25 protein-coding genes are annotated in these 25,755 nt (G+C 42.5%); 13 read left to right on the top strand and 12 right to left on the bottom strand.

What is annotated here, in order from left to right:
* The first annotated feature begins 69 nt into the window (after window positions 1–69).
* From PHU20_RS05365 to PHU20_RS05340, 6 genes are all read left to right on the top strand, one after another.
* Entirely contained in the window at window positions 70–1,605 is a 1,536-nt protein-coding gene (locus tag PHU20_RS05365; protein WP_274824312.1) for a serine hydrolase, read from the top strand.
* 347 nt (window positions 1,606–1,952) lie between these two features.
* Window positions 1,953–2,357: a DUF134 domain-containing protein gene (locus PHU20_RS05360; RefSeq protein WP_274824311.1), complete on the top strand. Its 405-nt coding sequence runs from the start codon at window positions 1,953–1,955 to the stop codon at window positions 2,355–2,357.
* Window positions 2,358–2,366: 9 nt separating this feature from the next.
* Window positions 2,367–2,684, top strand: a complete 318-nt coding sequence (locus PHU20_RS05355) for a NifB/NifX family molybdenum-iron cluster-binding protein (protein WP_274824310.1) — start codon at window positions 2,367–2,369, stop codon at window positions 2,682–2,684.
* 23 nt (window positions 2,685–2,707) lie between these two features.
* Complete coding sequence (locus PHU20_RS05350; protein WP_274824309.1) at window positions 2,708–2,833, top strand: hypothetical protein; 126 nt, start codon at window positions 2,708–2,710, stop codon at window positions 2,831–2,833.
* A gap of 95 nt (window positions 2,834–2,928) precedes the next feature.
* Complete coding sequence (locus tag PHU20_RS05345) at window positions 2,929–3,294, top strand: NifB/NifX family molybdenum-iron cluster-binding protein (protein WP_274824308.1); 366 nt, start codon at window positions 2,929–2,931, stop codon at window positions 3,292–3,294.
* Between the two features lie 83 nt (window positions 3,295–3,377).
* Entirely contained in the window at window positions 3,378–3,581 is a 204-nt protein-coding gene (locus PHU20_RS05340; protein WP_274824307.1) for a hypothetical protein, read from the top strand.
* Between the two features lie 138 nt (window positions 3,582–3,719).
* On the opposite strand, the gene PHU20_RS05335 is transcribed toward PHU20_RS05340, so the two are convergent.
* The 4 genes from PHU20_RS05335 to PHU20_RS05320 form a co-directional block, all read right to left on the bottom strand.
* Window positions 3,720–3,998: a DUF3817 domain-containing protein gene (locus tag PHU20_RS05335; protein ID WP_274824306.1), complete on the bottom strand. Its 279-nt coding sequence runs from the start codon at window positions 3,996–3,998 to the stop codon at window positions 3,720–3,722.
* A gap of 141 nt (window positions 3,999–4,139) precedes the next feature.
* The gene (lpdA, locus tag PHU20_RS05330) at window positions 4,140–5,531 is read right to left on the bottom strand and encodes a dihydrolipoyl dehydrogenase (protein ID WP_274824305.1); all 1,392 of its coding nucleotides are present in this window, start codon (window positions 5,529–5,531) and stop codon (window positions 4,140–4,142) included.
* Between the two features lie 240 nt (window positions 5,532–5,771).
* A complete protein-coding gene (gene msrB, locus PHU20_RS05325; protein ID WP_274824304.1) occupies window positions 5,772–6,254 on the bottom strand; it encodes a peptide-methionine (R)-S-oxide reductase MsrB in 483 nt (160 codons plus the stop codon).
* Between the two features lie 155 nt (window positions 6,255–6,409).
* Window positions 6,410–6,955 (bottom strand): collagen-like protein, encoded by a 546-nt coding sequence (locus tag PHU20_RS05320; protein ID WP_274824303.1) that lies wholly within the window; start codon window positions 6,953–6,955, stop codon window positions 6,410–6,412.
* A 180-nt stretch (window positions 6,956–7,135) separates the two neighbouring features.
* Between PHU20_RS05320 and glgB the strand changes: the two genes are divergently transcribed.
* From glgB to PHU20_RS05300, 4 genes are all read left to right on the top strand, one after another.
* Window positions 7,136–9,031, top strand: coding sequence for a 1,4-alpha-glucan branching protein GlgB (gene glgB, locus PHU20_RS05315; protein ID WP_274824302.1), 1,896 nt, complete (start codon window positions 7,136–7,138; stop codon window positions 9,029–9,031).
* Between the two features lie 100 nt (window positions 9,032–9,131).
* Window positions 9,132–11,531 carry a glycoside hydrolase family 31 protein gene (locus PHU20_RS05310; RefSeq protein ID WP_274824301.1) on the top strand — a complete coding sequence of 800 codons (2,400 nt, stop codon included), beginning with the start codon at window positions 9,132–9,134 and terminating at the stop codon, window positions 11,529–11,531.
* Between the two features lie 35 nt (window positions 11,532–11,566).
* Window positions 11,567–12,376 (top strand): M48 family metallopeptidase, encoded by an 810-nt coding sequence (locus PHU20_RS05305; protein ID WP_274824300.1) that lies wholly within the window; start codon window positions 11,567–11,569, stop codon window positions 12,374–12,376.
* A gap of 72 nt (window positions 12,377–12,448) precedes the next feature.
* Complete coding sequence (locus PHU20_RS05300) at window positions 12,449–13,789, top strand: MFS transporter (RefSeq protein ID WP_274824299.1); 1,341 nt, start codon at window positions 12,449–12,451, stop codon at window positions 13,787–13,789.
* Window positions 13,790–13,843: 54 nt separating this feature from the next.
* Here the strand turns inward: PHU20_RS05300 and PHU20_RS05295 are convergent, their stop codons facing one another.
* Genes PHU20_RS05295 through PHU20_RS05280 form a run of 4 tightly spaced genes read right to left on the bottom strand, consistent with a single transcriptional unit; the run spans window position 13,844 to window position 16,808 of the window.
* Window positions 13,844–14,569 carry a head GIN domain-containing protein gene (locus PHU20_RS05295; RefSeq protein WP_274824298.1) on the bottom strand — a complete coding sequence of 242 codons (726 nt, stop codon included), beginning with the start codon at window positions 14,567–14,569 and terminating at the stop codon, window positions 13,844–13,846.
* Window positions 14,570–14,615: 46 nt separating this feature from the next.
* Complete coding sequence (locus tag PHU20_RS05290; RefSeq protein ID WP_274824297.1) at window positions 14,616–15,704, bottom strand: DUF4097 family beta strand repeat-containing protein; 1,089 nt, start codon at window positions 15,702–15,704, stop codon at window positions 14,616–14,618.
* Window positions 15,685–16,254, bottom strand: a complete 570-nt coding sequence (locus PHU20_RS05285; protein WP_274824296.1) for a hypothetical protein — start codon at window positions 16,252–16,254, stop codon at window positions 15,685–15,687. The genes PHU20_RS05290 and PHU20_RS05285 overlap by 20 nt, the downstream gene beginning before the upstream one ends.
* Window positions 16,255–16,256: 2 nt before the next feature.
* Complete coding sequence (locus PHU20_RS05280; protein ID WP_274824295.1) at window positions 16,257–16,808, bottom strand: RNA polymerase sigma factor; 552 nt, start codon at window positions 16,806–16,808, stop codon at window positions 16,257–16,259.
* A 217-nt stretch (window positions 16,809–17,025) separates the two neighbouring features.
* On the opposite strand from PHU20_RS05280, the gene lon reads away from it, so the two are divergent.
* The gene (gene lon, locus PHU20_RS05275) at window positions 17,026–19,476 is read left to right on the top strand and encodes an endopeptidase La (protein WP_274824294.1); all 2,451 of its coding nucleotides are present in this window, start codon (window positions 17,026–17,028) and stop codon (window positions 19,474–19,476) included.
* A 39-nt stretch (window positions 19,477–19,515) separates the two neighbouring features.
* Entirely contained in the window at window positions 19,516–20,223 is a 708-nt protein-coding gene (cmk, locus tag PHU20_RS05270; protein ID WP_274824293.1) for a (d)CMP kinase, read from the top strand.
* A 20-nt stretch (window positions 20,224–20,243) separates the two neighbouring features.
* On the opposite strand, the gene PHU20_RS05265 is transcribed toward cmk, so the two are convergent.
* The gene (locus tag PHU20_RS05265) at window positions 20,244–20,624 is read right to left on the bottom strand and encodes a LysM peptidoglycan-binding domain-containing protein (RefSeq protein ID WP_274824292.1); all 381 of its coding nucleotides are present in this window, start codon (window positions 20,622–20,624) and stop codon (window positions 20,244–20,246) included.
* Window positions 20,625–20,886: 262 nt separating this feature from the next.
* On the opposite strand from PHU20_RS05265, the gene rpsA reads away from it, so the two are divergent.
* On the top strand, window positions 20,887–22,719 hold the full coding sequence (gene rpsA, locus PHU20_RS05260; RefSeq protein WP_274824291.1) for a 30S ribosomal protein S1: 1,833 nt from the start codon (window positions 20,887–20,889) through the stop codon (window positions 22,717–22,719).
* Window positions 22,720–22,851: 132 nt separating this feature from the next.
* Here rpsA and ablB read toward each other — a convergent pair whose 3' ends face one another.
* The 3 genes from ablB to proB are packed head-to-tail and all read right to left on the bottom strand — an operon-like array spanning window position 22,852 to window position 25,749.
* Complete coding sequence (ablB, locus tag PHU20_RS05255) at window positions 22,852–23,718, bottom strand: putative beta-lysine N-acetyltransferase (RefSeq protein ID WP_274824290.1); 867 nt, start codon at window positions 23,716–23,718, stop codon at window positions 22,852–22,854.
* A gap of 49 nt (window positions 23,719–23,767) precedes the next feature.
* On the bottom strand, window positions 23,768–24,967 hold the full coding sequence (locus PHU20_RS05250; RefSeq protein ID WP_274824289.1) for a glutamate-5-semialdehyde dehydrogenase: 1,200 nt from the start codon (window positions 24,965–24,967) through the stop codon (window positions 23,768–23,770).
* 11 nt (window positions 24,968–24,978) lie between these two features.
* Window positions 24,979–25,749 carry a glutamate 5-kinase gene (gene proB / locus PHU20_RS05245; RefSeq protein WP_274824288.1) on the bottom strand — a complete coding sequence of 257 codons (771 nt, stop codon included), beginning with the start codon at window positions 25,747–25,749 and terminating at the stop codon, window positions 24,979–24,981.
* Window positions 25,750–25,755 lie beyond the last annotated feature (6 nt).

Raw genomic sequence — 25,755 nt, 5'->3', positions numbered from 1 at the left:
GCCTTTGGTATTATTCGCCTTTCGGTATAGGATCGAAGCTGAACCCAAAACCCTAAAATTTTAAAAACCATGAAAAAGATTTTTTGCTTCCTTGTCTTTACGGTACTCATTTCGTTCGGTCTCCATAGCCAGATGGAAAAACAAGTTGATCTAAAGGCATTGGACGATTATTTTGCTAAAATGGTGAAGGATTGGGATGTGCCCGGGGCATCGATCGGTGTCGTTAAGGATGGTGAACTGGTTTTTACGGGCAATTATGGTGTATTGGAGAAAGGGAAAAAGGGTAAGCCCGATGCCCAGACCCTGTATGCCATCGCCTCTAATTCGAAGGCCTTTACTTCGGCCGTTATCGGTATGTTGGTGCAGGAAGGAAAATTGGATTGGGATGATAAAGTAAGGAAGTATTTGCCTTATTTTGCGATGTACGATTCCTGGGTAAGCGAACACATTACGATTCGGGATATTCTTAGCCACCGGGTTGGTTTGGGTACTTTTAGCGGTGATAATATTTGGTACAAGTCTAACCGTACTGCCGAACAAATCATTGAAAGGATACAATATGTTCCCCAGGCCTATGATTTTAGGGCGGGTTATGGGTATTCCAACCTAATGTATATTACGGCTGGTGAAATCATCAAATCCGTGACCGGTAAAAGTTGGGGCGAAAATGTGAAAGAGCGCATTTTGGAACCGTTGGGTATGGATCGTAGTATCTATTCGCTAAAGGATTTGGACGGTATGGGCAACTACGCCCAACCCCATGCCCGAAAGGATGATGGAAATTATGTGATTCCTTGGGTAGATTGGGAATATGTGGGAGCTACGGGCGGACTCATTTCGAGCGTTGAGGATATTTCCAAATGGATGATCTTTAATTTGAACCATGGCATTCATCAAGGGGATACCCTTTTGACCAAGGCTACCCGTAATATGGTATGGACCCCCCATAATAATTTCAAGGTAGACCATACGGCCGGGAATGATTTTGGCAGGCATTTTAATGGTTACGGACTAGGATGGGGACTTAGTGATTACCATGGTTACATGCGTGTTGGCCATACGGGGGGATATGACGGATTTATCACGGCCATTAACTTGATTCCTGATGAGAATTTGGGTGTGGTCGTATTGACCAACGGGGTAAGAAGTCCGATCATGGCCGCATCCTATTATGCCTTGGATACCTTTTTAGGAATTGAAAACGGCAAGGATTGGTCAACCGACTTGTTGGAAAGGACCAATAAATATGCAGCCTCCGATACCCGTATTGCGGATCGCAAGGCGAAAAGGGTTCTTGGTACCAAACCTTCCATAACACCGGATAAAATGGTCGGGGAGTATACTTCGGACCTATGTGGTAAGATTACTATCGAGGAAGTAAATGGGACATTTAAATTGGTGTTTGAAAACCACCCGTTGTTATCCGCTACACTCACGCATTGGCATTATGAGGTGTGGGAAATACATTGGGAACATCCACAAGCTTGGTTCAGTTTCGGTACCCTTAAATTAAGGACCGACAATAATTTGAAGGTGCTCGGTTTTGATTTTGATGTGCCTAATGATGATTTCTTTTTTGAGGAATTGAAGCCTTATAAAAAGTAGCTTGTATCCTTTGTTTTAGCAGCCCAATAGCTAATTTGGAATAAAGATTGTACCATAAATAAATGGGGGTCAACGAGTAGCGCTTTTGCGGTGCGTACATGTTTTTTGATGTCCTAATAAGCATATCCGCTCAATGTAATCACTCTTTATGCAAATAACCCTTTTTGGTCGTCCCTATTATTCATTCCCCAGAACATTTAAACCCCTATTTGGTCAATCATAGCGTGTAAAACACAAAGTTTTATGGACTGTTGGTTTAAAAATATTTTGCATTTTATTTAATTATGAGAATATTCTCATTACTTTTGTTGTGATCAATATTTTAGATCAACAATTTATTTGACCATATGTCGAGACCAAAAACATTACGGAAAGTAGTAGCGCCGCCTAATTTCAAAGGATATCGACCTTATGGGACGAATGTGGAGGCCAATGAATCCGTTGATTTGTTGTATGAAGAGTATGAGGCCATAAAATTGGCGGATTATGATTTGATGAATCATTTGGAAGCCTCGCAACTTATGGGGATATCAAGAGCGACTTTTGCCAGGATTTATGAAACAGCGAGAAGAAAGATCGCCAAGGCGCTTGTGGAAACGATTGAAATAAAAACCGTTTATGGCGATGCCCTTTTGGATAAGCACTGGTATGTGTGTGGGGATTGCCAAACCAGGTTCACCATCCCCAAAACAATAAAGGAACAGCAATGCCCCCTTTGCAAATCGGGGAACATAGAACTTTTAAACACTTAGTATTAGATTATGAAAACCTTAATAACATCATCAGGGGAGAATAATTCGGCCCAATTCGATAAAAGATTCGGTAGGGCGGCTTGGTTTTGTGTTTTCGATGAAGAAACCAAAGGGTCCGTTTTTATTAAAAATACAAATGCTGGAGCAAGCAATGGGGCAGGGACGATGGTTGCGGAACAAATCGTTTCCATGAAAGTCCAAAAAGTCATTTCCGGTGATTTTGGCCCCAAGGCCAAAGATCTCTTGGATAAGTTCAATGTGCAAATGGTCATTGTCCAGGACAATGATGTTACCGTGCAGGAAATTATTGAAAAACTCAAAGCGTAAAATAATAATCATGCCTGGATTAAATGGGAAAGGCCCAGAAGGACAAGGCCCTCGCTCGGGCAGGGGATCGGGAAGAAGAAAAGGAATGGGAAGACGATGTGGTTCACAACACGCAAAACCCATTGATAACGAAGAATAAATCCTGTTAGGAATAGTGAAAATGGAACAATGTGGTACATCAATCACAAACGAATGAATCTATAAATCAGGCCCTGGGAATAATTCAGGGATTTAAACGTAAAAAATGAAAAAAATAGCGATACCCGTTGATGAAACAGGGAGGTTGGATGCCCATTTTGGGCATTGCAGATTCTTTATGGTCTTTACAGCGGAAAATGGCCAGATTATTGCCCAAGACCGAATAACACCGCCACCACATGAACCTGGGGTCTTGCCCAAATGGCTTTCCGAAAAGGGTGTCACCGATGTGATTACAGGGGGTATGGGCCAAATGGCTTTGAAATTATTCCATCAAAGAGGTGTGAATGCCTTTGTAGGCGCTCCCCAAATATCATCCTTCGATCTTATTCAAGAATTTGTGAACAACAAGTTGGGTTTAACAGGTAATCATTGCGATCATGAACACGAAGAAGGTTGCACTGGTCGCTGAATTTGAATGAAATAATCCCAGACCTTTCGGTCAAGGCAGGTTGAAGCTGCATAAAAACATCAATATGTCCTATAAAATCGCCATTGCTAGTGGTAAAGGGGGTGCCGGCAAAACGACCGTTTTCGGTAAATCTATTTAAAAGATTGAATGAGCGTCGGGGAACAAGGGTGCAACTGGTAGATTGTGATGTAGAAGAGCCTAATGACATCATCTTCTTTTGCGACGCCGAGGTCATCGATGTTCAGGAAGTATCACAAAAAGTGCCTGGGATCAATAGCGATAAATGAACTTATTCAGAAAATCTATGGAGTGGTCCGCTCCGTTTTTGTTCAATAGTTTACTGGGATGAAACCCATTGAAGGTGCCGTATGGGTATTATGGGATTTTGGAACGAATGTTTTGGGAATGAAGCCGCAAGGTAGCATCTACTGCCCTTTGAAATACTTCTTGTCGATATAGAAGGTGGCAAATGGTAATAGGGAAGCCGCGAACAGGATGGCCAATCGTTTTATTCCCCATTTTTTGGATAGGGTCAATAGTATGGCCAGTGCAATGTAGGCAATGAATAAAAAACCATGGGCATACCCTATGTATTTGTTGGGTTCCCCTAGTCCGGCCAAGTATTTCAATGGCATACTTATGGCAAAAAGGGACAAATACGAAATGCCTTCGAGAATGGCCGTATATCTAAAGGTTTTCAGCATAATTAAGTAAGGGTTCAATGTCCTGGGGACAAATTCAGGGCTTTTTGAACCGATGGTCCCTGAATGACCTGAGGCGTAATTCCGTTAAAAATATAGGAATGAAACGCTTCAGGACATGCAGGGGCGGTTCAATATTCAGTGTTATAGATGGATCACTTCGTCATAGGCATCCGCAACGGCTTCCATTACCGCTTCACTCATCGTTGGGTGTGGGTGCACTGCTTTAAGGATTTCGTGTCCGGTGGTCTCCAATTTACGGGCCACAACGGCTTCAGCGATCATATCGGTTACACCGGCACCGATCATATGGCAACCTAGCCATTCACCGTATTTGGCATCGAAGATTACTTTTACGAATCCGTCTGAATTTCCGGCTGCTTTGGCCTTTCCACTAGCTGAGAAAGGAAATTTACCGACCTTGATCTCATATCCGGCATCTTTTGCCTGTTGTTCCGTAAGGCCTACCGAAGCGATTTCGGGAGTACAATAGGTACAGCCGGGAATGTTACCGTAATCCAAAGGTTCGACATGCATTCCTGCGATTTTCTCAACACAAAGAATCCCTTCTGCAGAGGCAACATGTGCCAATGCCTGTCCGGGGGTTACATCCCCAATGGCATAATAGCCGGGTATATTGGTTTGGTAATAATCATTGACCAAGATCTTATCTCGATCGGTAGCGATACCTACATCTTCAAGACCGATGTTCTCAATGTTGGTTTTGATCCCTACAGCGGAAAGGACGATATCGGCTTCCAATACTTCTTCACCTTTTGCGGTTTTAACCGTGGCTTTAACGCCTTCTCCGGAGGTGTCGACTCCGGTGACTTCTGCCGAGGTTTTAATTTTGACCCCTATTTTTTTGAAACTGCGTTCCAATTGTTTTGAAACATCCTCATCTTCAACAGGTACTATTTTAGGTAAGTATTCCACTACGGTTACCTCGGTACCCATCGCATTATAGAAATAGGCAAATTCGATACCTATGGCCCCACTTCCTACAACGATCATCTTTTTGGGTTGTTTTTCCAAGGTCATGGCCTCTCTATAACCGATGATCTTTTTGCCATCCTGGGGTAGACTTGGGAGTTCCCTGCTGCGGGCTCCCGTTGCAATGACGATATGATCGGCACTGTATTCGGTTTCTTTGCCCTCTGCATCCTTTACGGATACTTTTTTACCAGGTTTAAGGGTACCGTATCCCTTGATGACTTCAATTTTGTTTTTCTTCATCAAAAACTGAACGCCTTTGCTCATTCCTTCGGCAACGCCACGACTTCTTTTTACTACGGCATTAAAATCCTTGTCAACACCTTCAGCGGAAAGTCCGTAATCACCGGCATGTTGTAGGTATTCAAAAACCTGGGCGGATTTCAATAGGGCTTTTGTAGGAATACAACCCCAATTTAAACAAATACCACCTAAACTTTCCTTTTCGATAATTGCGGTTTTCAATCCTAGTTGTGATGCACGAATCGCAGTAACATATCCTCCTGGGCCGCTGCCCAAAACAATAACATCAAAATTGCTCATATTTTTAGTCTTTGATTATTTTAAAATTAGAGGCTTACTTGTAGGCAAGCAGGTGCAAAAATACAAAACCAAATGGTAGTTTCTTAATATTGCATTTTAAAATAACATATTGAAAAGCCATTGGGATATTGGGGAAATATTCCACATGGATAAAAACGAAGGATTTGGTTGGTATCCTAAGCCGCAATGCAGTAGTGTCGCATCCCTTGAGCGAATTGGGGAATGTTACTAAACGGTACGTTATTGTGCGGAGGGAATGAATTTAAGGGCCGCCCCGTTTATACAATGTCTTTCCCCTGTGGTTTCCCGTGGTCCGTCGTTAAAAACATGGCCTAAATGTCCTCCACAGACTGCACAATGTTCCTCAATGCGTTTGACCCCTATGTTGTAATCTTCATCAAAAGCTACATTGCCTTCTATTTCACGATCGAAACTTGGCCAGCCAGAGCCTGAATCATACTTATGTTCACTTTTGAATAGTTCGATATTACAGCCGGCACAAACATAAACCCCTTTCTTCTTGTTTTCCAATAATCCACTGGACCATGCGGGTTCGGTACCTGCTTTCCGTAAGACATAATATTGCAAATCGGAAAGCTCCGCCCGCCATTCGGCATCGGTCTTTTGTACCTCAAAAGTCGTACTTTCCATGGTGGGTTTTTCCTGTGATTTGCCTTTGCAACCTATGAATAGCAAGAAGATACTTAAATAAATCGTTTTCATGTTTTTCGTTCTTAGTCGATAGTCATTGCGTGTCCTTATCAAATATATTGGGATAAATAATGTGAAAGTCGTAAGGTTTTGTTAATCTTGCCAATGGCCGGAAAAAGAAAAACCGCTTGTTTAAAGCGGTTTTCCGGGGCAATGCATTTTTGGGGTCAGTCCAAGGTTACTTTCAATACATCCGTTTCTGTAACTCCCATAAGGTTCATGACCGCATTGACATTCGAGCGATCCAATCTTGAACCTTGTGCCAGGTCTGCAGGTAAAACCGCAATCCTGAAAATTTGGTTATCGGTATCCCCGGCCGTTAAAGTGGCGGGGTCAAAATCGGCCTCTAGGAATATACTCACATCAAAAAAGGTATAGTCGTAATTGTATTGCAATATCCCTTGGTCCAATAATCGGGTTTGTGGCAATAATCTCCAAATGTCAACGGGATCCCCATTGCCATCTTCCGTTTGGTCCCAAAGTATGTAAACCAACACGACATCACTTTCAAAAACTTCAACAGATTGCGGAAATTCATAATAAATACTGTAATCATCGGGAACGAAGTCTCCTTCAATATCGATTACGGTTCCAAGGATATTCACCCCGTCAAGGCCATCAAGGCCGTCGAACCCCGGAGGGCCTTCGGGGCCTTCACAGGAAATAATGAATAAGGCTAGAATGGGGACGAGCAATGTGCCGATTTTTTTCATAATAATGGAATTAATTGTTTGTTTCTTTAGTTGTATTTATTTTTTATTCAAAAAGCGTTCCATTTTTTTAAATTCTCAGTATTTTTATAGAATCAACCCATGTACGGGAAAGAAAAGCTTTTAATCCCCTACACTTAATGCAAAGTTGTTTAGCTTTGTTTTAAAATATAACCCAATAGTATGTCTGACGTTATTGTACATTCTCTTTTTTCCGATTTCGATATTGAATTATTCAAGGCAGGTAAACACTTTAAACTGTACGAAAAGCTGGGATCCCATCCGATGGAATTGAATGGGCAAAAAGGAACTTATTTTGCGGTATGGGCCCCGACAGCCAAATCGGTTTCGGTTGTTGGCGATTTCAATAATTGGCAGGGCAAGTCACATGAGTTGTATGTGCGTTGGGATGCCAGTGGTATCTGGGAAGGGTTTATTCCGGATATTGGCCCGGGTACACTCTATAAATACAATATCATCTCCAATAATTTCGGAATTGTCACCGAAAAAGCGGATCCATATGCCCGCTTATGTGAGCAGCCGCCAAAAACCGCTTCTGTGGTATGGGAAGGCGAGTATGCCTGGAATGATGGAAACTGGATGGATTCCAGGGAAGGTAAAAATGCCTTGGACAAGCCCTATTCGGTCTATGAGGTACACCTAGGTTCATGGAAAAGAGACAAAAACAATGAGTTTCTGGGCTATAAGGAGTTGGCCGAGGAATTGGTGGCATATGTGAAGGAAATGGGCTTTACCCATGTTGAGTTCATGCCTATAATGGAATTTCCATATGATCCCTCTTGGGGCTATCAACTTACCGGATATTTTGCGCCGTCATCGCGTTTTGGATCTCCAGAGGAATTCAAACTCCTGGTCGATAAATTGCATCAGGCCGATATCGGTGTGATCTTGGATTGGGTACCGTCACATTTTCCGGAAGATGCCCATGGTCTTGGGTTTTTTGATGGATCGCATTTATATGAACACCCAGATCGTAGAAAAGGGTATCATCCCGACTGGAAGAGCCTTATATTCAATTACGGTAGAAATGAAGTCAGGGCATTTTTGATCAGTAATGCACTGTTCTGGTTAGATCAATTCCATATTGATGGTCTTCGTGTGGATGCCGTAGCATCGATGCTCTATTTGGATTATTCCAGGGAAGAAGGCGAGTGGGAACCCAATATCTACGGTAACAATGAGAACCTGGAAGCTATTTCCTTTATCCGGGAGATGAATGAAACCGTTTATGGTAATTTTCCCGGTGTGCAGACCATTGCCGAGGAATCCACGGCCTTTTCCATGGTTTCCAAACCCGTGAATATGGGTGGATTGGGTTTTGGTATGAAATGGATGATGGGCTGGATGCACGATACGTTGGAATACTTTAAAAAGGAACCTATCTATAGAAAACACCATCAGAACGACCTAACATTCAGTATGACCTATGCCTTTACGGAAAACTTCATGCTTCCGTTTTCACACGATGAGGTAGTCTATGGTAAAAAATCGTTATTGTACAAAATGCCCGGCGATGAATGGCAGCGATTTGCCAATCTGCGTTTATTGTACGGTTATATGTTTACACATCCCGGGACCAATCTCATATTCATGGGGGGCGAATTCGGACAGTCGTCTGAGTGGAACTATAACCAAAGTCTTGACTGGCATTTGACCCAATATGATTTTCATTCGGGCATACAGGAATTGATCAAAGACCTTAATTCCATTTACAAATCCCACCCTGCATTATACGAAAAACAGTTCAGTTCGGAAGGCTTCCAATGGATCGACTACGGGGATGCCGACAACTCGGTCTTGACGTACATCAGAAAGGGGTTCAACCGGGAAGATGATCTGATTGTCGTGGCCAATTTCACACCGGTACCCAGGGAAAAGTACCGTATAGGGGTTCCGAAAACCGGTGACTTGCATCAGGTATTCAACAGTGATGCCAAGAAATATGGAGGGGCTGGTTCTGCGGATATAACCGTATCCACCGAAAAAGAGGCGTGGCACGGATTTGAAGATTCGATCGAAATAACAATTCCGCCTTTGGGAATCATTATTTTAAAGTAGTTCTATTCATTTATATCGTAATTGTTGACAATTGGTGGTTAACCAATTCGTAATTATATGGTAATATGCGTATTTTGGCCCGCTGTTAACAGAGACAAATATGATTACAAATACAGAACTGGAATATAAGGGTAATCTTTACCCTAATAAAATAGTAAGCTTTAAGCAGGATGTTGACAAGTTTTATTTTACTACCGAAAATGAGGTCATCTTGCAAATTACCGTTCTACGAAACAGCGCATTGCGCTTTAGATATGCCACAGAGAATGTTTTTGAACCTGATTTTTCCTATGCGATAAGTGAGGATGCCAGTAGAGGGTATGACAGTCTGGAAATCGAGGAGGAAGAGGAATACTACCTGATCATAACTTCCAAACTAAGGGTGCTCATCGATAAATCCACCCTACGGGTGCAGATAGCGGATCCCGAAGGAAATATCATCAATGAGGATGAGATTGGTTTTCATTGGGAAGAAAACTATGAATACGGCGGCAATACGGTAAAAATGAGTAAGATCACCCAAAATGCCGAAAGTTATTTCGGTATGGGTGATAAAGCTACACATTCCAACCTAAAAGGTAAAAGGGTCGAGAATTGGTGTATGGACCAATATGCCTATGGTAAGGATCAAGATCCCCTATATAAGGCGATTCCTTTCTACATAGGATTGCATCGGAATATGGCCTATGGTATTTTCTTTGATAATACCTTTAGGACCTATTTTGATTTTGCCCATGAACGAAGGAATGTTACCAGCTTTTGGGCAGATGGGGGCGAAATGAACTATTATTTCTTCTACGGACCCGAAATATCGAAAGTCGTAAATGCCTATACCAACCTGACAGGAACCCCTGAATTGCCACCCATGTGGGCCATGGGTTACCACCAATCGAAATGGAGTTATTTTCCCGAAAGCAACGTAAAGGCTTTGGCCAAGAAGTTCAGGAAGTTGCGGATACCTTGTGATGCATTGTATCTGGATATTGATTATATGGATGGGTTTCGCTGTTTCACTTGGGACAAGAAAAAATTTCCGGATCCTAAAAGGATGATGGCCGAATTGCATGAAGATGGCTTTAAGACCGTCGTAATGATCGATCCGGGGATCAAAATAGATAAGGACTATTGGATATTTCAGGAGGCCATGGAGAAAGACTACTTCTGTAAACGTGGCGATGGTCCGTATATGAAAGGTAAAGTATGGCCGGGGGAATGCCATTTCCCCGATTTTACCAATCCCGAGGTTCGTAAATGGTGGGGAGAACTGTATAAGGAGTTCATGTCCGAATTGGGGGTTCACGCCGTTTGGAACGATATGAATGAACCTGCCGTTATGGAGGTACCTACAAAAACGGCCCCATTGGATACCAGGCATGATTTTGATGGGCACCCCTGTACCCATCGTAAGGCACATAATGTTTATGGCATGCAAATGGTCAGGGCTACCTATGAAGGGATCAAAAAATACGTGTACCCCAAAAGACCTTTTGTGATTACAAGGGCCGCCTATGCCGGTACACAACGTTATTCGTCGACATGGACGGGGGATAATGTAGCCACATGGGAACATTTATGGTTGGCGAATGTACAGGTGCAGCGTATGTGTATGAGCGGAATGTCTTTTATTGGCTCGGATATCGGTGGCTTTGCCGAACAACCCAACGGCGAACTTTTTGCCCGTTGGATCCAACTTGGGGTTTTCCATCCTTTTTGTCGCGTCCATTCCAGTGGCGATCACGGTGATCAAGAGCCTTGGTCTTTCGATGGCGATGTAACCGATATCGTCCGAAAATTCATAGAAATAAGGTATAAACACCTCCCTTATATCTATACCATGTTCTGGAAATACTCCAAATATGGCGAGCCAATGATAAAACCATTGGTCTATTTCGATCAAGAAGATCCACAAACCCATTTCAGGACCGATGAATTTATTTTCGGAGACCATATCTTGGTTTGTCCGGTCCAAGAACCCAACGCCCAGGGAAGGCGCATGTACATCCCAAGGGGAAATTGGTATAATTATTGGGATGATGTAGTTGTATCCGGAGGTAAAGAACAGTGGGTAGAAGCCGATATCGACATTATGCCCTTGTTTATTAAGGAAGGAGCCATTATTCCTAAGTTCCCGGTTCAACAATATGTCGGGGAATTGGAAATAAAGGAACTTGATTTGGATGTGTACTATATGTTGGGAACGGAAAGTTCCGTGGTCTATGAAGATGATCAGGACGGCTATGGCTACGACAAAGGAGATTTTAGCTTAAGGAACTTCAAGTTGAACGGTAAAGAGAAAAGTGTTGCCATTCAACAGTTCAAAGAAGGGGCATTCATTACCTCCTACGATTCCTTTAGGATTACATTGCACGGATTGCCTTTTGCCATCGAATCGATTGAGGTGGATAATGAAGAGGTGCCTTTAAAGCAAGTAAAACCTAACGGGAGCGATGTTATTGAGATAGCAAAGGACTTTACCCAAGTGGTGATTAGGGGAAAATAATTTTTTGTATTTTCCCTGTACTAAACACTATAACAATGAAAAAAACACTTTTGATACTTGCTGTTTTCATGGGAGTGGCAGCATGTAAGGTTAATCCCTTTACGGGTAAAAAAGTATTGAATTTTTATCCGAACAGTCAGATTTTCCCAACATCTTTTGCCCAGTACGATCAATTTTTGACCGAAAATAAGGTAGTTGAAAATACATCTGAGGCACGAATGATCACCAAAGTGGGACAGCGTATATCGACCGCAGCGGAGCGATGGCTGTCCTCCAACGGCTATGCCGGTTATTTGAGCGATTATAAGTGGGAATATAACTTGGTTGATGATGAAACCGTTAATGCATGGTGTATGCCCGGGGGTAAGATCGTTTTTTACACCGGAATATTGCCTATAACACAGACGGAAAGGGGAATAGCTGTGGTCATGGGCCATGAGGTCGCCCATGCCTTGGCCGATCATGGTGCGCAACGTATGAGTGCCGGTACCTTGCAGCAATTAGGAGCCGTGGCAGGGAATGTGGTTATCCAGGATGAGCAAAAAAGAAACGTGTTCAATCAGGCTTATGGCATAGGTTCTTCCGTAGGGGTAATGCTTCCTTTTAGCAGAAGCCATGAGACGGAAGCTGATCGGATCGGACTTCAAATAATGGCCATTGCCGGTTATGATCCTTCCGAAGCGGCTGAATTGTGGAAAAGGATGAAGGCGAATAGTGGCGGACAATCCACCCCGGAATTTCTTAGTACCCACCCCTCAAACGATACGAGAATCGCCAATCTGACCGAATGGGCAGCTGCGGCCAGGGAAGAGGCCAGGAAGTTCGGCGTTACTTCTTTTGAATAAACCGTTTATGGTTTTAGGTAATAATTGTATATTGAAAGCTGTTCTGGTAAAGAGCAGCTTTTATTTTTATATATGACAGGAACATTGGCCCAAAAGGGCAGCAAAAGACTACTGAATGCGTGGGCCTTTTATGATTGGGCAAATTCAGTCTATACCCTTACGATAGCATCCTCCATATTTCCGATCTATTATTCAGCACTTTTTTCTTCCAAAGATCAGTTGGTATCCGCTTTCGGTTTTGAAATGAAGCAAACCGTTCTGATTTCGATCATTACGGCTTTTACGTTTTTAATGGTAGCGATATTATCGCCTATTTTATCTGGAATAGCGGATTATGTGGGGGACAAAAAGAGCTTTATGAAGTTTTTTTGTTATGTAGGCGGACTAGGGTGTATAGGGCTTTGTTGGTTCAGTCTTGAAAGTATACATCGTAGTCTGTTTTTTTATTTTATGGGCCTCATCGGGTACTGGGGCAGTTTGGTGTTTTATAATTCCTACCTTCCCGATATTGCTTTTGAAGAACAGCAAGATCGCATAAGTGCGAAAGGTTTTTCTTTGGGGTACATTGGTAGTGTGCTTCTATTGTTGGTGAATTTGGCCATGGTCATGAAACCGGGGTGGTTCGGCTTTGATGTTGGGGTTACGGATCAAGATCTGGGAATGGCCAAGATGAAAGCGATGAAGGTTTCGTTTATAACCGTCGGATTATGGTGGATTTTGTTCAGTCAATATACCTTTTATGTGCTTCCCAAAGGGGTATCCAATGAACATAAGATTACCAAAAACGTGCTGTTCAACGGATTTAGGGAATTGCAATCCGTTTGGCGGCAGTTAAAGCAAAATTTAAGGTTAAAGCGTTATTTAGGGGCTTTTTTCGTCTTCAGTATGGCGGTACAGACCATCATGCTCATGGCCGTTTATTTTGGAGAGAAGGAAATTGCATGGGCCAGCGATTCAGAAAAAACCATGGGACTCATCATTAGCATATTGGTAATACAGTTGGTAGCGGTTGTGGGAGCGGTGGTGACCTCGAGGGCCTCGGATAAATTCGGGAATATCAGGACCTTGATCGTGGTGAATCTTGTTTGGTTATGCCTTTGCTTTTATGCGTACTTCATGGTCACCCCATTGCAATTTTATATCGCAGCGGGTTTGGTAGGTTTGGTGATGGGGGGTATCCAGGCCTTGGCAAGATCCACGTATTCCAAATTTTTGCCCGAAACGGAGGATACAACCTCTTATTTCAGTTTTTATGATGTGGCCGAAAAGATTGGTATCGTCATAGGAATGGTGATTTTCGCGATGGTAGACCATATCAGTACCATGCGGTATGCCATATTGTTCCTTTTTTTATTTTTCCTGGTCGGTATCATTTTGTTGTTTCGGGTCCCAAAAGAAAAAGCCCCTGTATAAAGGGGCCTCTTACATGATTGCCATTCGTTTTTTGATGTGACCGTCTGCCGACGGTTATGCTTTTGTGATATCCCCGGAACCGGAGGTTTTGGTGTCTATTTTTTCAGGATTGCCTTTGTAATGGATGTCCCCGGAACCCGATACCCGTGCTTTTATACTTTTATGGGCCGTTACCCTGATGTCGGCCGAACCGGAAACCGTGGCGTTGACATTATCGGCCTCCAAATCAAACGCCTTTATGTCCCCACTACCGGAAATGGTGGCCTCAAAATCGGTGGTATGTCCACGTAACAGCATGTCTCCTGAACCACTCATGGAAGCATGGATCGCGTTTGCCTTGATATCAAGGGTGATATCGCCTGAGCCAGACATGGTGGTATGGAATTGTCCGGTCTCAATACGGGTCTTGCCCACGATATCCCCTGAACCGGAAAGGGTGACACTATTGATGCTTTCTATAGGTACGGTGATCAATATACCGTTTTTCCAAGATGATGGACTAAGGTTCATGCCTTTTTCAACCTTTATGATCAATTTGCCACCCTTGACATCGGTAATAATATGCTCTAACAGGTTTTCTTCACCTTTCAATGAAATTTCGCCTTCATTTCCTGCCACAAGTTCTACGTCAAACCACCCCGAGAGTGATATGCCTTCGTAATCCCCGGTTGTACGTTCCAGGGTAACCACATTTCCGTTTCCTTTGACCTTTTTTCCCCATTGTGCGGAACCGGAGTAGGTAAACAATAAGAGGAATCCGACGAATGCTATTTTTTTCATTTTTTATGTTTTTTGATTTCTGTTATTTGTTTCATGGTAAGATCCATTAATTCCTTGTAAAGGAAATACCGCCATATTCACTGTTGATCGTTACGTGATTACCGCTATTGGATGATCCATAATATCCTTTGTAGTACCGGTTGCTCGATTTTTCGGTACTGATGTTTATTTCAAAATCATCCTTTCCACTGACTCCGGCATATTCTGCCCTGATTTCAAAATCAAAATGGTACTCAGGGGCGTATCCTATTTTTATTCCAGTATAGTCGGAGCTGATATTCAGATTGCCGGCATCTTCGGCCATTTCCGATATTCTCAAAGACCCGTAATCGGCATTTATATCCACATTGCCGTGAACGGTCCCTAATTTAACATTGATGTAATCCCCGTTGCCATCCACATTGTTTACTTCCCTTACTTCGATATTGCCATAGTCACAGGAATATTGGAGGTTATCCATCTGATAAATGGTAGAGCTGGTATAATCCGCATTGATTTTCAGGTTGCCTGCTTTTTCAACGGTGAACCCCGAATAATCGGCTTTGATTTCCCCACTATTGATATAGCCTATGCTCGATTTGGAGGTGTAATCGAAATTCAAATAGTTGTTTCTCCCATGCAGTTCCCCGATTTCCAATCGACCGTAATCGCAATTGATTTTTGCATGGCCATCGATACGATCTAGAACAATATTGCCATAATCATTGTCGAGATGGACACTGTTCTTGACCGGCAACTTAATGGTGTAGTTGATCTGCATGTTCACATTGTTGTTTCCCCAGCTCCAGCCCCAACTGCTTTTGTTTTTATCGAATATGGTCTTTGCGGAAACCTCATTGTTCGATGCTTCGAATTCAACGGTAATATCGTTCAGCTTCTTTTGTACTTTTTCCTCGTTATTGCCGCTGGTCTTTATATGTACTTCGATCAGGATACGGTTTTCGTTCCAGGAAATGATATTTAGGTTGCCGTAACTGTTATTGACTTTTAAAAGGGCGTTGGAATTGACATCGAATTCTTTTCTAATGGTCTTTTCCTTGGAATACTTCCCTTTAAGGATGCCATCGTTCGCAGCAAGGATCACGGGGGCTATAAAAAATAGCACGGCTACATATTTATATAATACTATTCGCATTGTTCTGATTTTTTAGATTTTTGATGGTTTCAATTTGCTCGATGACTTCCTGTAAGAGGTCTATCCTTGTTTGAAAGTTGGTGATCATGGCACTCAAGATCAACTTGTCATTGCCTCCATGGATCAGGTCGGTTTCCAATTGTTTGTAATTGGTTTCCAGTTTTTCCAATTGGTCCATAGTATCGGCGATGATCTTTCGTGTTTCTGGGGAACTTTCATTTTTAAGTTGTTTTACCTGGTCCTCGATCAGACTGGCAAAATAGACTTGGGTATTGCTTACTTCCGGCGAAATTTGGGCAACCTGTTCGTCTAAAGATGGTCTTAAGGCGTTGATTCCGATTCCGATTAGGCAAAGCACGGCGATGGAAGCGGCAATTGAAAAGACCCTCCACCTGTTTTTTTTCTTTTCATGGTTATGTAGGTTCGTCGCCCTGGGAGTATCACTCAATTTTTCCAGAAACCGTTCTCGATGCCCGGTTCGGGGTCCCTCGGTATCAAAAGTGCCTTCAAGGCCTTTGAACAGTTCTTTTAATTTATCCTCTTCCTTCATTATTACGCATTTATCATTTTTTTTCGTAAGCTTTCCTTTGCCCTGGAAATCATTGTCCTGCAATTGGCATAACTTATATTCATTATTTCACTGATTTCTTCATAGTCATATCCTTCTATTAAATATAAGGTCAAAGAAAGTCTGTAATTATCTTTTAATCGTTTCATGGTCTCCATCACTTTTTGAGCCTTCAGTTCGGTAAACACATGATCCGAAGCAACTCCATCATTATCTTCGACCTTGTATAGTACGCCATCCAATGCAACCTCATTTTTCTTTTGGTGCTTTCGGTAGTGGTAAATACTGTTGTTGATGACTATGCGCTTAAGCCAAGATCCAAAAGTTACTTCGCCTTTGAAAGTATGCAGTTTCGTAAATGCCTTCAAAAAGGACTCCTGCATTATATCTTCGGCTTCGGCACTATCTTTTACAATACGCAAAGCTGTGTTGTACATGGCTTTGTAATAGCGATTGTAAATTTCCATTTGTGCACTTTGGTTCCCTTCTAGACACAATAAAATCAACGTATCAGTATGTTCTCTTACTTGGCTCAAAAAAGTGATTGATTTGTTTTAAAGATGACCTAATTTACCCATTGTTACAGTTTATCGAAAATAATTTAACGTGTTGGCATGGGAATTGTTTACTACTAGTAGAAATGATGCGTGCTGCAGCCTAAAAACAAAGGCTTTGGACGAAATGAAACGATGGTTAAACACAAAAAAACGCTTATACCTGTCTATTGTATGACAGAATGGCTGATAATATGCTATGGGAGATTTTAAATTTTCAAATTTTGACAATATGTCCTTACAAGGTATTGACCAAGATGCCGAGTTAATACCGTTATTGACCCCTGAGGATGAAGAGGAAATGAACAATGAAGGTTTGCCCGAGACCTTACCGATATTGCCGTTACGCAATACGGTGTTGTTTCCCGGGGTGGTCATTCCGATTACTGCAGGTAGGGACAAGTCGATAAAATTGATCAAGGATGCCAATAATGGTTCTAAGGTTATCGGGGTGGTTGCCCAAAAAGATGAAAAGACCGAGAATCCCGGTGTAAATGATGTGCATACTTTAGGTACGGTAGCCCGTATCCTTAGGGTACTTCAAATGCCCGATGGGAATACAACGGTGATCATTCAAGGAAAAAAACGCTTTGAAATCGCTGAGGTCCTTACCGAAGAACCGTATATGAACGCTACCGTTCGGGAAACTTTGGAAGAGCGCCCGGATAAGGACGGTCAAGAGTTTTTGGCCATTATCGAGTCTTTGAAAGATCTGGCTCTGAAAATCATCAAAGACAATCCGAACATTCCTAGTGAAGCTTCTTTTGCCATCCGGAATATTCAGAGCAACTCCTTTTTGATCAATTTTGTGTCGTCTAACCTTAACCTCGATGTAAAAGAGAAACAAGAGTTGTTGGAAATAGGCAACTTGAAGGAAAGGGCTTTGGCTACCTTGAAATATATGAACGTAGAGCTTCAAAAACTGGAGTTGAAGAACGTGATTCAATCCAAGGTACGGAGTGATATGGACCAACAGCAACGGGAATATTTCCTACATCAGCAAATGAAGACCATCCAAGAGGAATTGGGGGGTGTCTCCTATGATGAGGAGATTGACGAAATGCGGGTAAGGTCAAAGGATAAAAAATGGAATGCCAAGGTAGCCGATCATTTTGAGAAAGAACTGGCCAAATTGCAGCGGATGAATCCTCAGGTGGCAGAATATTCGATCCAAAGGAATTATCTGGACCTGTTCCTCGAATTACCATGGAATGAATTTTCCGAGGATAAGTTCGATTTGAAAAAGGCGCAAAAAATCCTGGACCGTGATCACTATGGCCTTGAGGATGTGAAAAGACGGATTATCGAATACTTGGCGGTATTGAAACTGCGTAACGATATGAAATCCCCCATAATCTGTTTGTATGGACCTCCGGGGGTAGGAAAGACTTCCTTGGGTAAATCCGTGGCGGAAGCCTTGGGCAGGGAATATGTACGTATGTCTTTGGGAGGATTGCGCGATGAGGCAGAGATCCGCGGCCATAGAAAAACCTATATAGGCGCCATGCCGGGTAGGATCATCCAAAGTATCAAAAAGGCAAAGACCTCGAATCCTGTTTTCATTCTCGATGAGATCGATAAATTGGCCAGTAGCCATCAAGGTGATCCATCCTCAGCCATGCTCGAAGTATTGGATCCAGAACAAAACAGTGCATTTCACGACAATTTCCTTGAAATGGGGTATGATCTATCCAAGGTAATGTTCATTGCCACTGCGAATACCCTATCAACGATTCAACCCGCTTTACGGGATCGTATGGAAATCATCAACGTCACAGGGTATACGATCGAGGAAAAAGTGGAAATTGCCAAAAGGCATTTGTTGCCCAAACAGTTGAAAGAACATGGGCTAACGGCAAAAGACCTTAAAATAGGGAAACCCCAATTGGAAAAAATCGTTGAAGGTTATACCCGGGAATCAGGGGTGCGGTCCTTGGAAAAGCAAATAGCCAAAATGGTGCGTTACGCCGCAAAATCAATTGCGATGGAGGAAGCGTACAATATCAAGATCAGTAATGAGGACATTGTGAAGATTTTGGGTCCTGCCCATATGGAGCGGGATAAATACGAGAACAACGAAGTGGCCGGTGTGGTCACAGGTTTGGCATGGACAAGCGTTGGGGGGGACATCCTTTTCATAGAATCAATCCTGTCGAAGGGGAAAGGTATGTTGAACATTACCGGAAACTTGGGCAAGGTCATGAAAGAGTCGGCGACCATAGCCATGGAATATATAAAATCAAATGCCGATCATTTTGGGATCGATCCCTCGGTTTTCGCCAAATATAATGTCCATATCCACGTTCCGGAAGGTGCAACGCCGAAAGATGGCCCAAGTGCGGGCATTACCATGCTCACCTCCTTGGTTTCTTTGTTTACCCAGAGAAAGGTGAAGAAGAGTCTGGCTATGACCGGGGAGATTACCTTAAGGGGTAAGGTGCTTCCTGTCGGTGGTATCAAGGAGAAAATCCTTGCAGCGAAAAGAGCCCGTATCAAGGAAATCATCTTATGTGAGGACAATAGAAAGGATATTTTGGAAATTAAGGAAGATTACCTAAAAGGACTTACCTTCCATTATGTGACCGATATGAGCGAGGTAATCGATTTGGCCATTACAAAACAGAAAGTTAAGAACGCAAAAAAGCTCTAATAGTTTTAAAGCTTCCTTTTTTCTGATTAATTTTAAGGTATGGAAAAAATTACCATTGCGATCGATGGCTATTCATCCACAGGGAAGAGTACCATTGCAAAACGATTGGCCAAGGCCCTCAATTATATTTATGTGGATACGGGTGCCATGTACAGGGCGGTTACCCTATATGCCATGCGTAATGGTTTTATCAGTGAGACGGCCAGTGATCTCGACGGATTGATAGCTTCCTTGGATGGTATCGACCTTCGTTTTGTGTATAATGATGCCCTGGGGTTTGCCGAGATGTACCTCAATGATCAAAATGTGGAACGGGAAATCAGGTCCATGGAGGTGTCAAGGTTGGTGAGCAAAGTGGCGACCGTTGAAAAGGTGCGGGAAAAGTTGGTGGCCATTCAACAAAGGATGGGGAAAGAGAAGGGTATTGTAATGGACGGAAGGGATATCGGGACCGTTGTTTTTCCCGATGCCGAACTCAAGATATTCATGACCGCCTCACCCGAAAAAAGGGCTACACGAAGGTATAAGGAATTGTTGGACAAAGGGGAGGATGTAAAATATAGCGAGGTGTTGAAGAATGTTGAAGATAGGGACTATATAGATTCGCACCGTGAAATATCACCCTTGAAAAAAGCGAAAGATGCCATAGAATTCGATAATAGTGATATGGGGTTGGAAGACCAGTTTGCCAGGATTCTGGATTTTGCGAATAGGGTGGTGAACAAACAAAAAAAAGACGTTCATTGAACGTCTTTTTTAATAATGTCCTATAAGTTCGGAATGACCAAAACTTGATCGGGATGAATGATGTCCGGATTCTTAAGGATGCCTTTATTGGCTTCGAAAATTTGTTTGTATTTCATGGGGTCACCATAATATTTCTTGGCGATCTTACTCAAAGATTCCCCGCTTTTTACGGTGTGCCTGTGAAAAACCGATTGGTCGGCAACGGTAATATTCGCTTTTAAATCCGATGGTGCTTCCCCGCCAATTTCCTTGATCTTATCCCATAAAAGGTTTTTTTCAAATTGGGTGGCGGCAGTACCTTTTATTTTCAATACGCCATTCTCTTCAGTAACGTTTCCGTCCTTAATGGCCAATTCTTCGCCCAGGTCCAAAACCGGCTGGTATTTTGCTTTAACGCTCATAGTTCTATTTTAATTATGGTTAATATTTATTACTGTGAAGATAAGGATTAATGCCCTATTTCAGAAAAAAATGGATGGAATACGACATATTCGGCAAACAGGGGCTTTGATTGTTTGTAAATACATAATAAAATCGTAGTTTTGCACACCTTTTTAACGAAGAGTCGAGAGGAAAAGGGCAGAAAACATAAATTCATATAACAGCTTCTGTAGTAATTGTTTAACTCTTGTAGCGCTACGGAATACAAATTTAAATCAGCAAATGGCTGAAGAAAAAGAAACAAAGGCAGTGGAAGAAACTGCCGAAGCAACTCAAGAAACTAAGGTGGAAACTCCCGTACAAGACCCAAAAGAGTTTTTGGAAAATTTTGATTGGGACAAGTACGAACAAGGCATCGAACGTGTAGATGACTCCAAACTTCAGGAGTTTGAAACATTGGTCGCCGAAAATTTTGTCGATACGGCAGATGAAGAGGTGGTAGAGGGTACTGTAGTATACTTGACCGATCGTGAGGCGATTATCGATATCAATGCCAAATCTGAAGGCGTTATTTCCTTAAACGAATTTCGCTATAACCCAGACTTGAAAGTAGGGGATAAAGTAGAGGTATTGATCGATATCCGTGAGGATAAAAGTGGTCAGTTGGTACTTTCCCACAGAAAGGCCAGGACCATTATGGCTTGGGATAGGGTGAATGCCGCACATGATAAAGAGGAAATCGTCAGTGGTTTCGTAAAATGTAGGACCAAAGGAGGTATGATCGTCGATGTATTCGGGATCGAAGCTTTCTTGCCAGGTTCCCAGATCGATGTTAAACCTATTAGGGATTACGATCAGTACGTCAATAAAACGATGGAATTCAAAGTGGTTAAGATCAACCATGAGTTCAAAAACGTCGTTGTTTCACATAAAGCACTTATCGAGGCTGATATTGAGGAACAGAAAAAAGAAATCATCGGCCAGTTGGAAAAAGGACAGGTACTTGAAGGTGTCGTTAAGAACATTACTTCATACGGAGTCTTTATCGATCTTGGTGGTGTTGATGGTTTGGTACACATTACCGATCTTTCCTGGAGTAGGATCAACCACCCGAATGAGGTAGTTGAATTGGATCAGAAATTGAATGTCGTTATCTTGGACTTTGATGAGAACAAATCCAGGATCCAATTAGGTCTTAAGCAATTGGAGAAACATCCTTGGGATGCCTTGAGCGAAGACATCAAAATTGGCGACAAGGTAAAAGGTAAGGTAGTCGTTATTGCCGACTATGGTGCGTTTATCGAGGTTGTAGAAGGTGTAGAAGGATTGATCCACGTTTCCGAAATGTCATGGTCTACCCATTTACGCTCTGCACAGGACTTTGTAAAAGTAGGTGATGAAGTAGAGGCAGTGGTATTGACCTTGGATCGGGAAGATCGTAAAATGTCCTTGGGCATTAAGCAATTGACACCGGACCCATGGACTGATATTACGACCAAATACCCTGTAGGGTCTAGGCATAAAGGAATCGTTAGGAACTTTACCAATTTCGGGGTATTCTTGGAATTGGAAGAAGGAATCGACGGTTTGATCTATATCTCAGATCTTTCATGGACGAAGAAAATCAAACACCCATCAGAATTCGTAACTGTAGGGGATACTTTGGAAGTGGAAGTATTGGAATTGGATGTTGAAGGACGTAAATTAAGTTTAGGTCACAAACAGACTACCGAGAACCCATGGGACAAATACGAAAGTGAATTTGCCGTTGGTACCGTTCATAAAGCGGCCATCACCGATATCGTGGATAAAGGGGCAACGATAGAATTCAATGAAGACATCACAGCTTTCGTTCCACAACGTCATTTGGAAAAAGAAGATGGCAAGAAATTAGGTAAAGGCGAAGAGGCCGAATTCAAGATCATTGAATTCAATAAAGACTTTAAACGAGTCGTAGCCAGCCATACCGCTATCTTTAGGGAAGAGGAACAACGTAATGTTAAAGCAGCTGCCAAAAGGGCTTCTGCAAGTGCTGATGAGGCCAAACCTACTTTAGGGGATGCCAACGAAGCCTTACAAGCGTTGAAAGATAAGATGGAAGCTGATAAAAAGTAATCCGTTTTTTCTTTATAACACTTTCCGTATAAACAGGAATTTAAAAGCCCCGACTTTTTAGTCGGGGCTTTTTTATTTTCTTTATGATCTGAATTGGCCAATTGTTCCTGGGGTCCCGCCTTTGTGGGAAATTTATATCCCTTTCCTCGATCCATCCTTGTTTAAATACCATACGTTCATACTTTCTAGATGGCCCCTGATCACGGTATTGTTCAATAAGGTGCCCCCCAACATGAAACCATGTTTGCTAAAAGTGATGTTCAGTCCGTATGAGGTTGCCCTAACCAGCGAATAAATGTGCTTGTAGTCGTTTTCGAAACCGTATTTCTTGATTTTTTGGACCAGGTAATAGGATAGGTTCTGACCCTTGAAATCGGGATGTGTCGCAAAATCGACAATTTCAATATTGGATTCCTTTTCATTGATTTTAAGGATGGCCGTAATAAGTAATGCCTTGTGGTGAAAAAGACCGAAGAACTTAAAATCCTTTGTGGTCATTTTCAAAAGATAATCGGCCTCACTTATTGGTATGGAATAGTTGCTGAACACTTTTTTGTGTAAGTCGACCATAATTGGAATGTCGCATGGGTCCAATGCTCGGATGTCATAGTGTGAAGGTAATCGTAAGTGCGGATCTTCGGATGGCTTTTTCGCGGCGAATGCTATGGATTTTATGGATTGTAGTGTCCGTAATTCATACGCATCGCAATGGGCCCGTTGTCGATTCGGGAAATCCGAAATAAAAAACCCCGGCTTAACGCCATGGAACATTCCGGGGATTTCTGCTTCTACGCCATACCCCTTGGATTCGAAATGGGCCTTGGCACCTTCGGGTATGCGTCCCAAAATCTTACTATAACCCTTTTCATCCGCTATATGCTTTAAATTCTGTAGGGTCGTATCCCAATTATCCGCTTCGGATTGCATGAGGTAGACCCTGTCGTGGGTCTTCCCATGACGTATGGTAGCCCCGTTTATTTTCTCTAAAGTATCGTACATGGTGATAAAAATTGATTCTCATTTTGGATACTTGGCGGTAAGGCCAAGGTCATTCACGAATTTGGCCATTACCGTAAATATGGTATTTGTTGGTGACCAATTGGTTTAATCCCAATGGACCCCTATGATGCAATTTATCGGTACTTATGGCAAGCTCGGCCCCCACGCCCATTTGACCACCATCGGTGAATCTGGTTGAAGCATTGTGGTATACGGCCGCGCAATCTACCTCCTGCATGAACATATCAGCGGTTTTTCTTTCAGTTGTCATTATGGTAGCCGAATGTCCACCCGAATAGGTATTGATCTTTCCAATCGCATCTTGTAGGGATGCTACCGAACCGATACAACATTTCATCGACAGGAATTCCTCTTTCCAAACGGATGCTGAGGTAATAAGGGACTCATCATTTAAAACTTCCTTAATGTTTTCATCAACAAGGAGGGCGACACCATTTGCTTTTAGGATATTGCCCAAGTCGATTATTTTGCCTTTATGGTCATCGATCCCGCTATGGATCAGTATTTTATCCAGTGCATTGCAGGCCGAAATCTTATGGGTCTTTGCATTTAAGATTACCTTTATGCTTTGTTGCCAATCGGTTTTTTCATCGATATAAAGGAAATTATTACCCCTTCCACTCACCAGTACGGCACAGCGGGCATGTTCTTTGACAAAGGAAATCAGGCGTTCACCACCTCGAGGAACGATCAAATCCAAATCTTGGTCCGGATTCCTCAAAAATTCCTGGGTTTGTTCACGATCCATTTCCAAAAATTGGATGTAGTCTTTAAATAGCCCATTTGCACCTAATGCCCTATGCCAAAACCGAACCAAAACTTTGTTGCTGTGGTAGGCTTCCTTCCCACCTTTTAATAGGATTTTGTTGTTTGCCTTAAAAGCCAGAACAGCAGCTTCAACGGTAACATCGGGTCGCGATTCATAGATGATCATGATCGTTCCAAAAGGAGCTGTCTTATTGGTGATTTTTAAGCCATTGTCAAGCTCCCTCTTGGAAATTTCACGATTTACGGGGTCAGGTTGCAGACGCACCTCCCTTATGGCCTTGATCATTTGGTCGATTTTTTTATGATCGACCACCAAACGATCGTAAAGGGCCTGGTCTTTTAGGTCGAATGCATCCAAATCTTTTTGATTGGCTTGGAGCGGTTCGCTCCGGTTTTCATTCAAAATTTTTTCCATTTCGGCCAAAACGTTGTTCTTTGTTTCAGTATTCAGTATTTTCATAGGTGTTTTGTTTATAGGGAAACCTTTGTTCCTACTTTTTTTCCTTCAATGATATCAATGATGATATTTTCTTTTTTCCCATTTACGATATAAGTGGGGATATTTTTGGCAGCGGCCATTTGGGCATAGCCCAATTTGGATCCCATGCCGCCCCGACCTTCCCCTTCTTCCTTGTTTCCCTTGGAAATATATTTACCAAGGTCTTCATGGGGTTCCACGTCCTGGATCACCTTTGTTTCTTCCTTGTCGGGATTTCCGTCATAAAGGCCATCAATATCGGTCAGTACGATAAACTTGTCCGCATTCATTAATTCTGCAATTAACGTGGCCAATTCATCATTATCGGAGAACATCGACATCGTTACGGAAACGGCATCGTCCTCATTGGCAATGGGTACCACACCTTCCGAAAGGAGTCCTTCAATGCAATTGATCATATTGTCACGGTGTACCCCAGGGTTGAAATCCCGTTTTGTGGGCAGTACCTGGGCGCATTTCATTCCGTAATCGCGAAAAATGTTGTAGTAAAGGCGCATCATTCGAGGCTGGCCTATGGCCGAATATACCTGTCTTCGTTGGGTCTTGTTTTTGATATTGGCCTTGCCTAAAACCTCCTTGCCTGCAATTACTGAGCCCGAAGAGACCAAAATGGTCATGATGTCACGCTCGTAAAGTTCGGCAATCTGTTGTACCAGGTTATTGAGTACCGGTCTTACTATCCTGTTGTCTTTATTGGTCATTACATTGGTCCCGACCTTTATGACCACTAATTCTTTATTCATTTATGG

The sequence above is a fragment of the Maribacter polysaccharolyticus genome, assembly GCF_028882255.1.
GTDB lineage: Bacteria > Bacteroidota > Bacteroidia > Flavobacteriales > Flavobacteriaceae > Maribacter_A > Maribacter_A polysaccharolyticus.
Note: the sequence above shows the minus strand (reverse complement) of the source record. Positions and strands in the feature narration are given on the sequence as shown.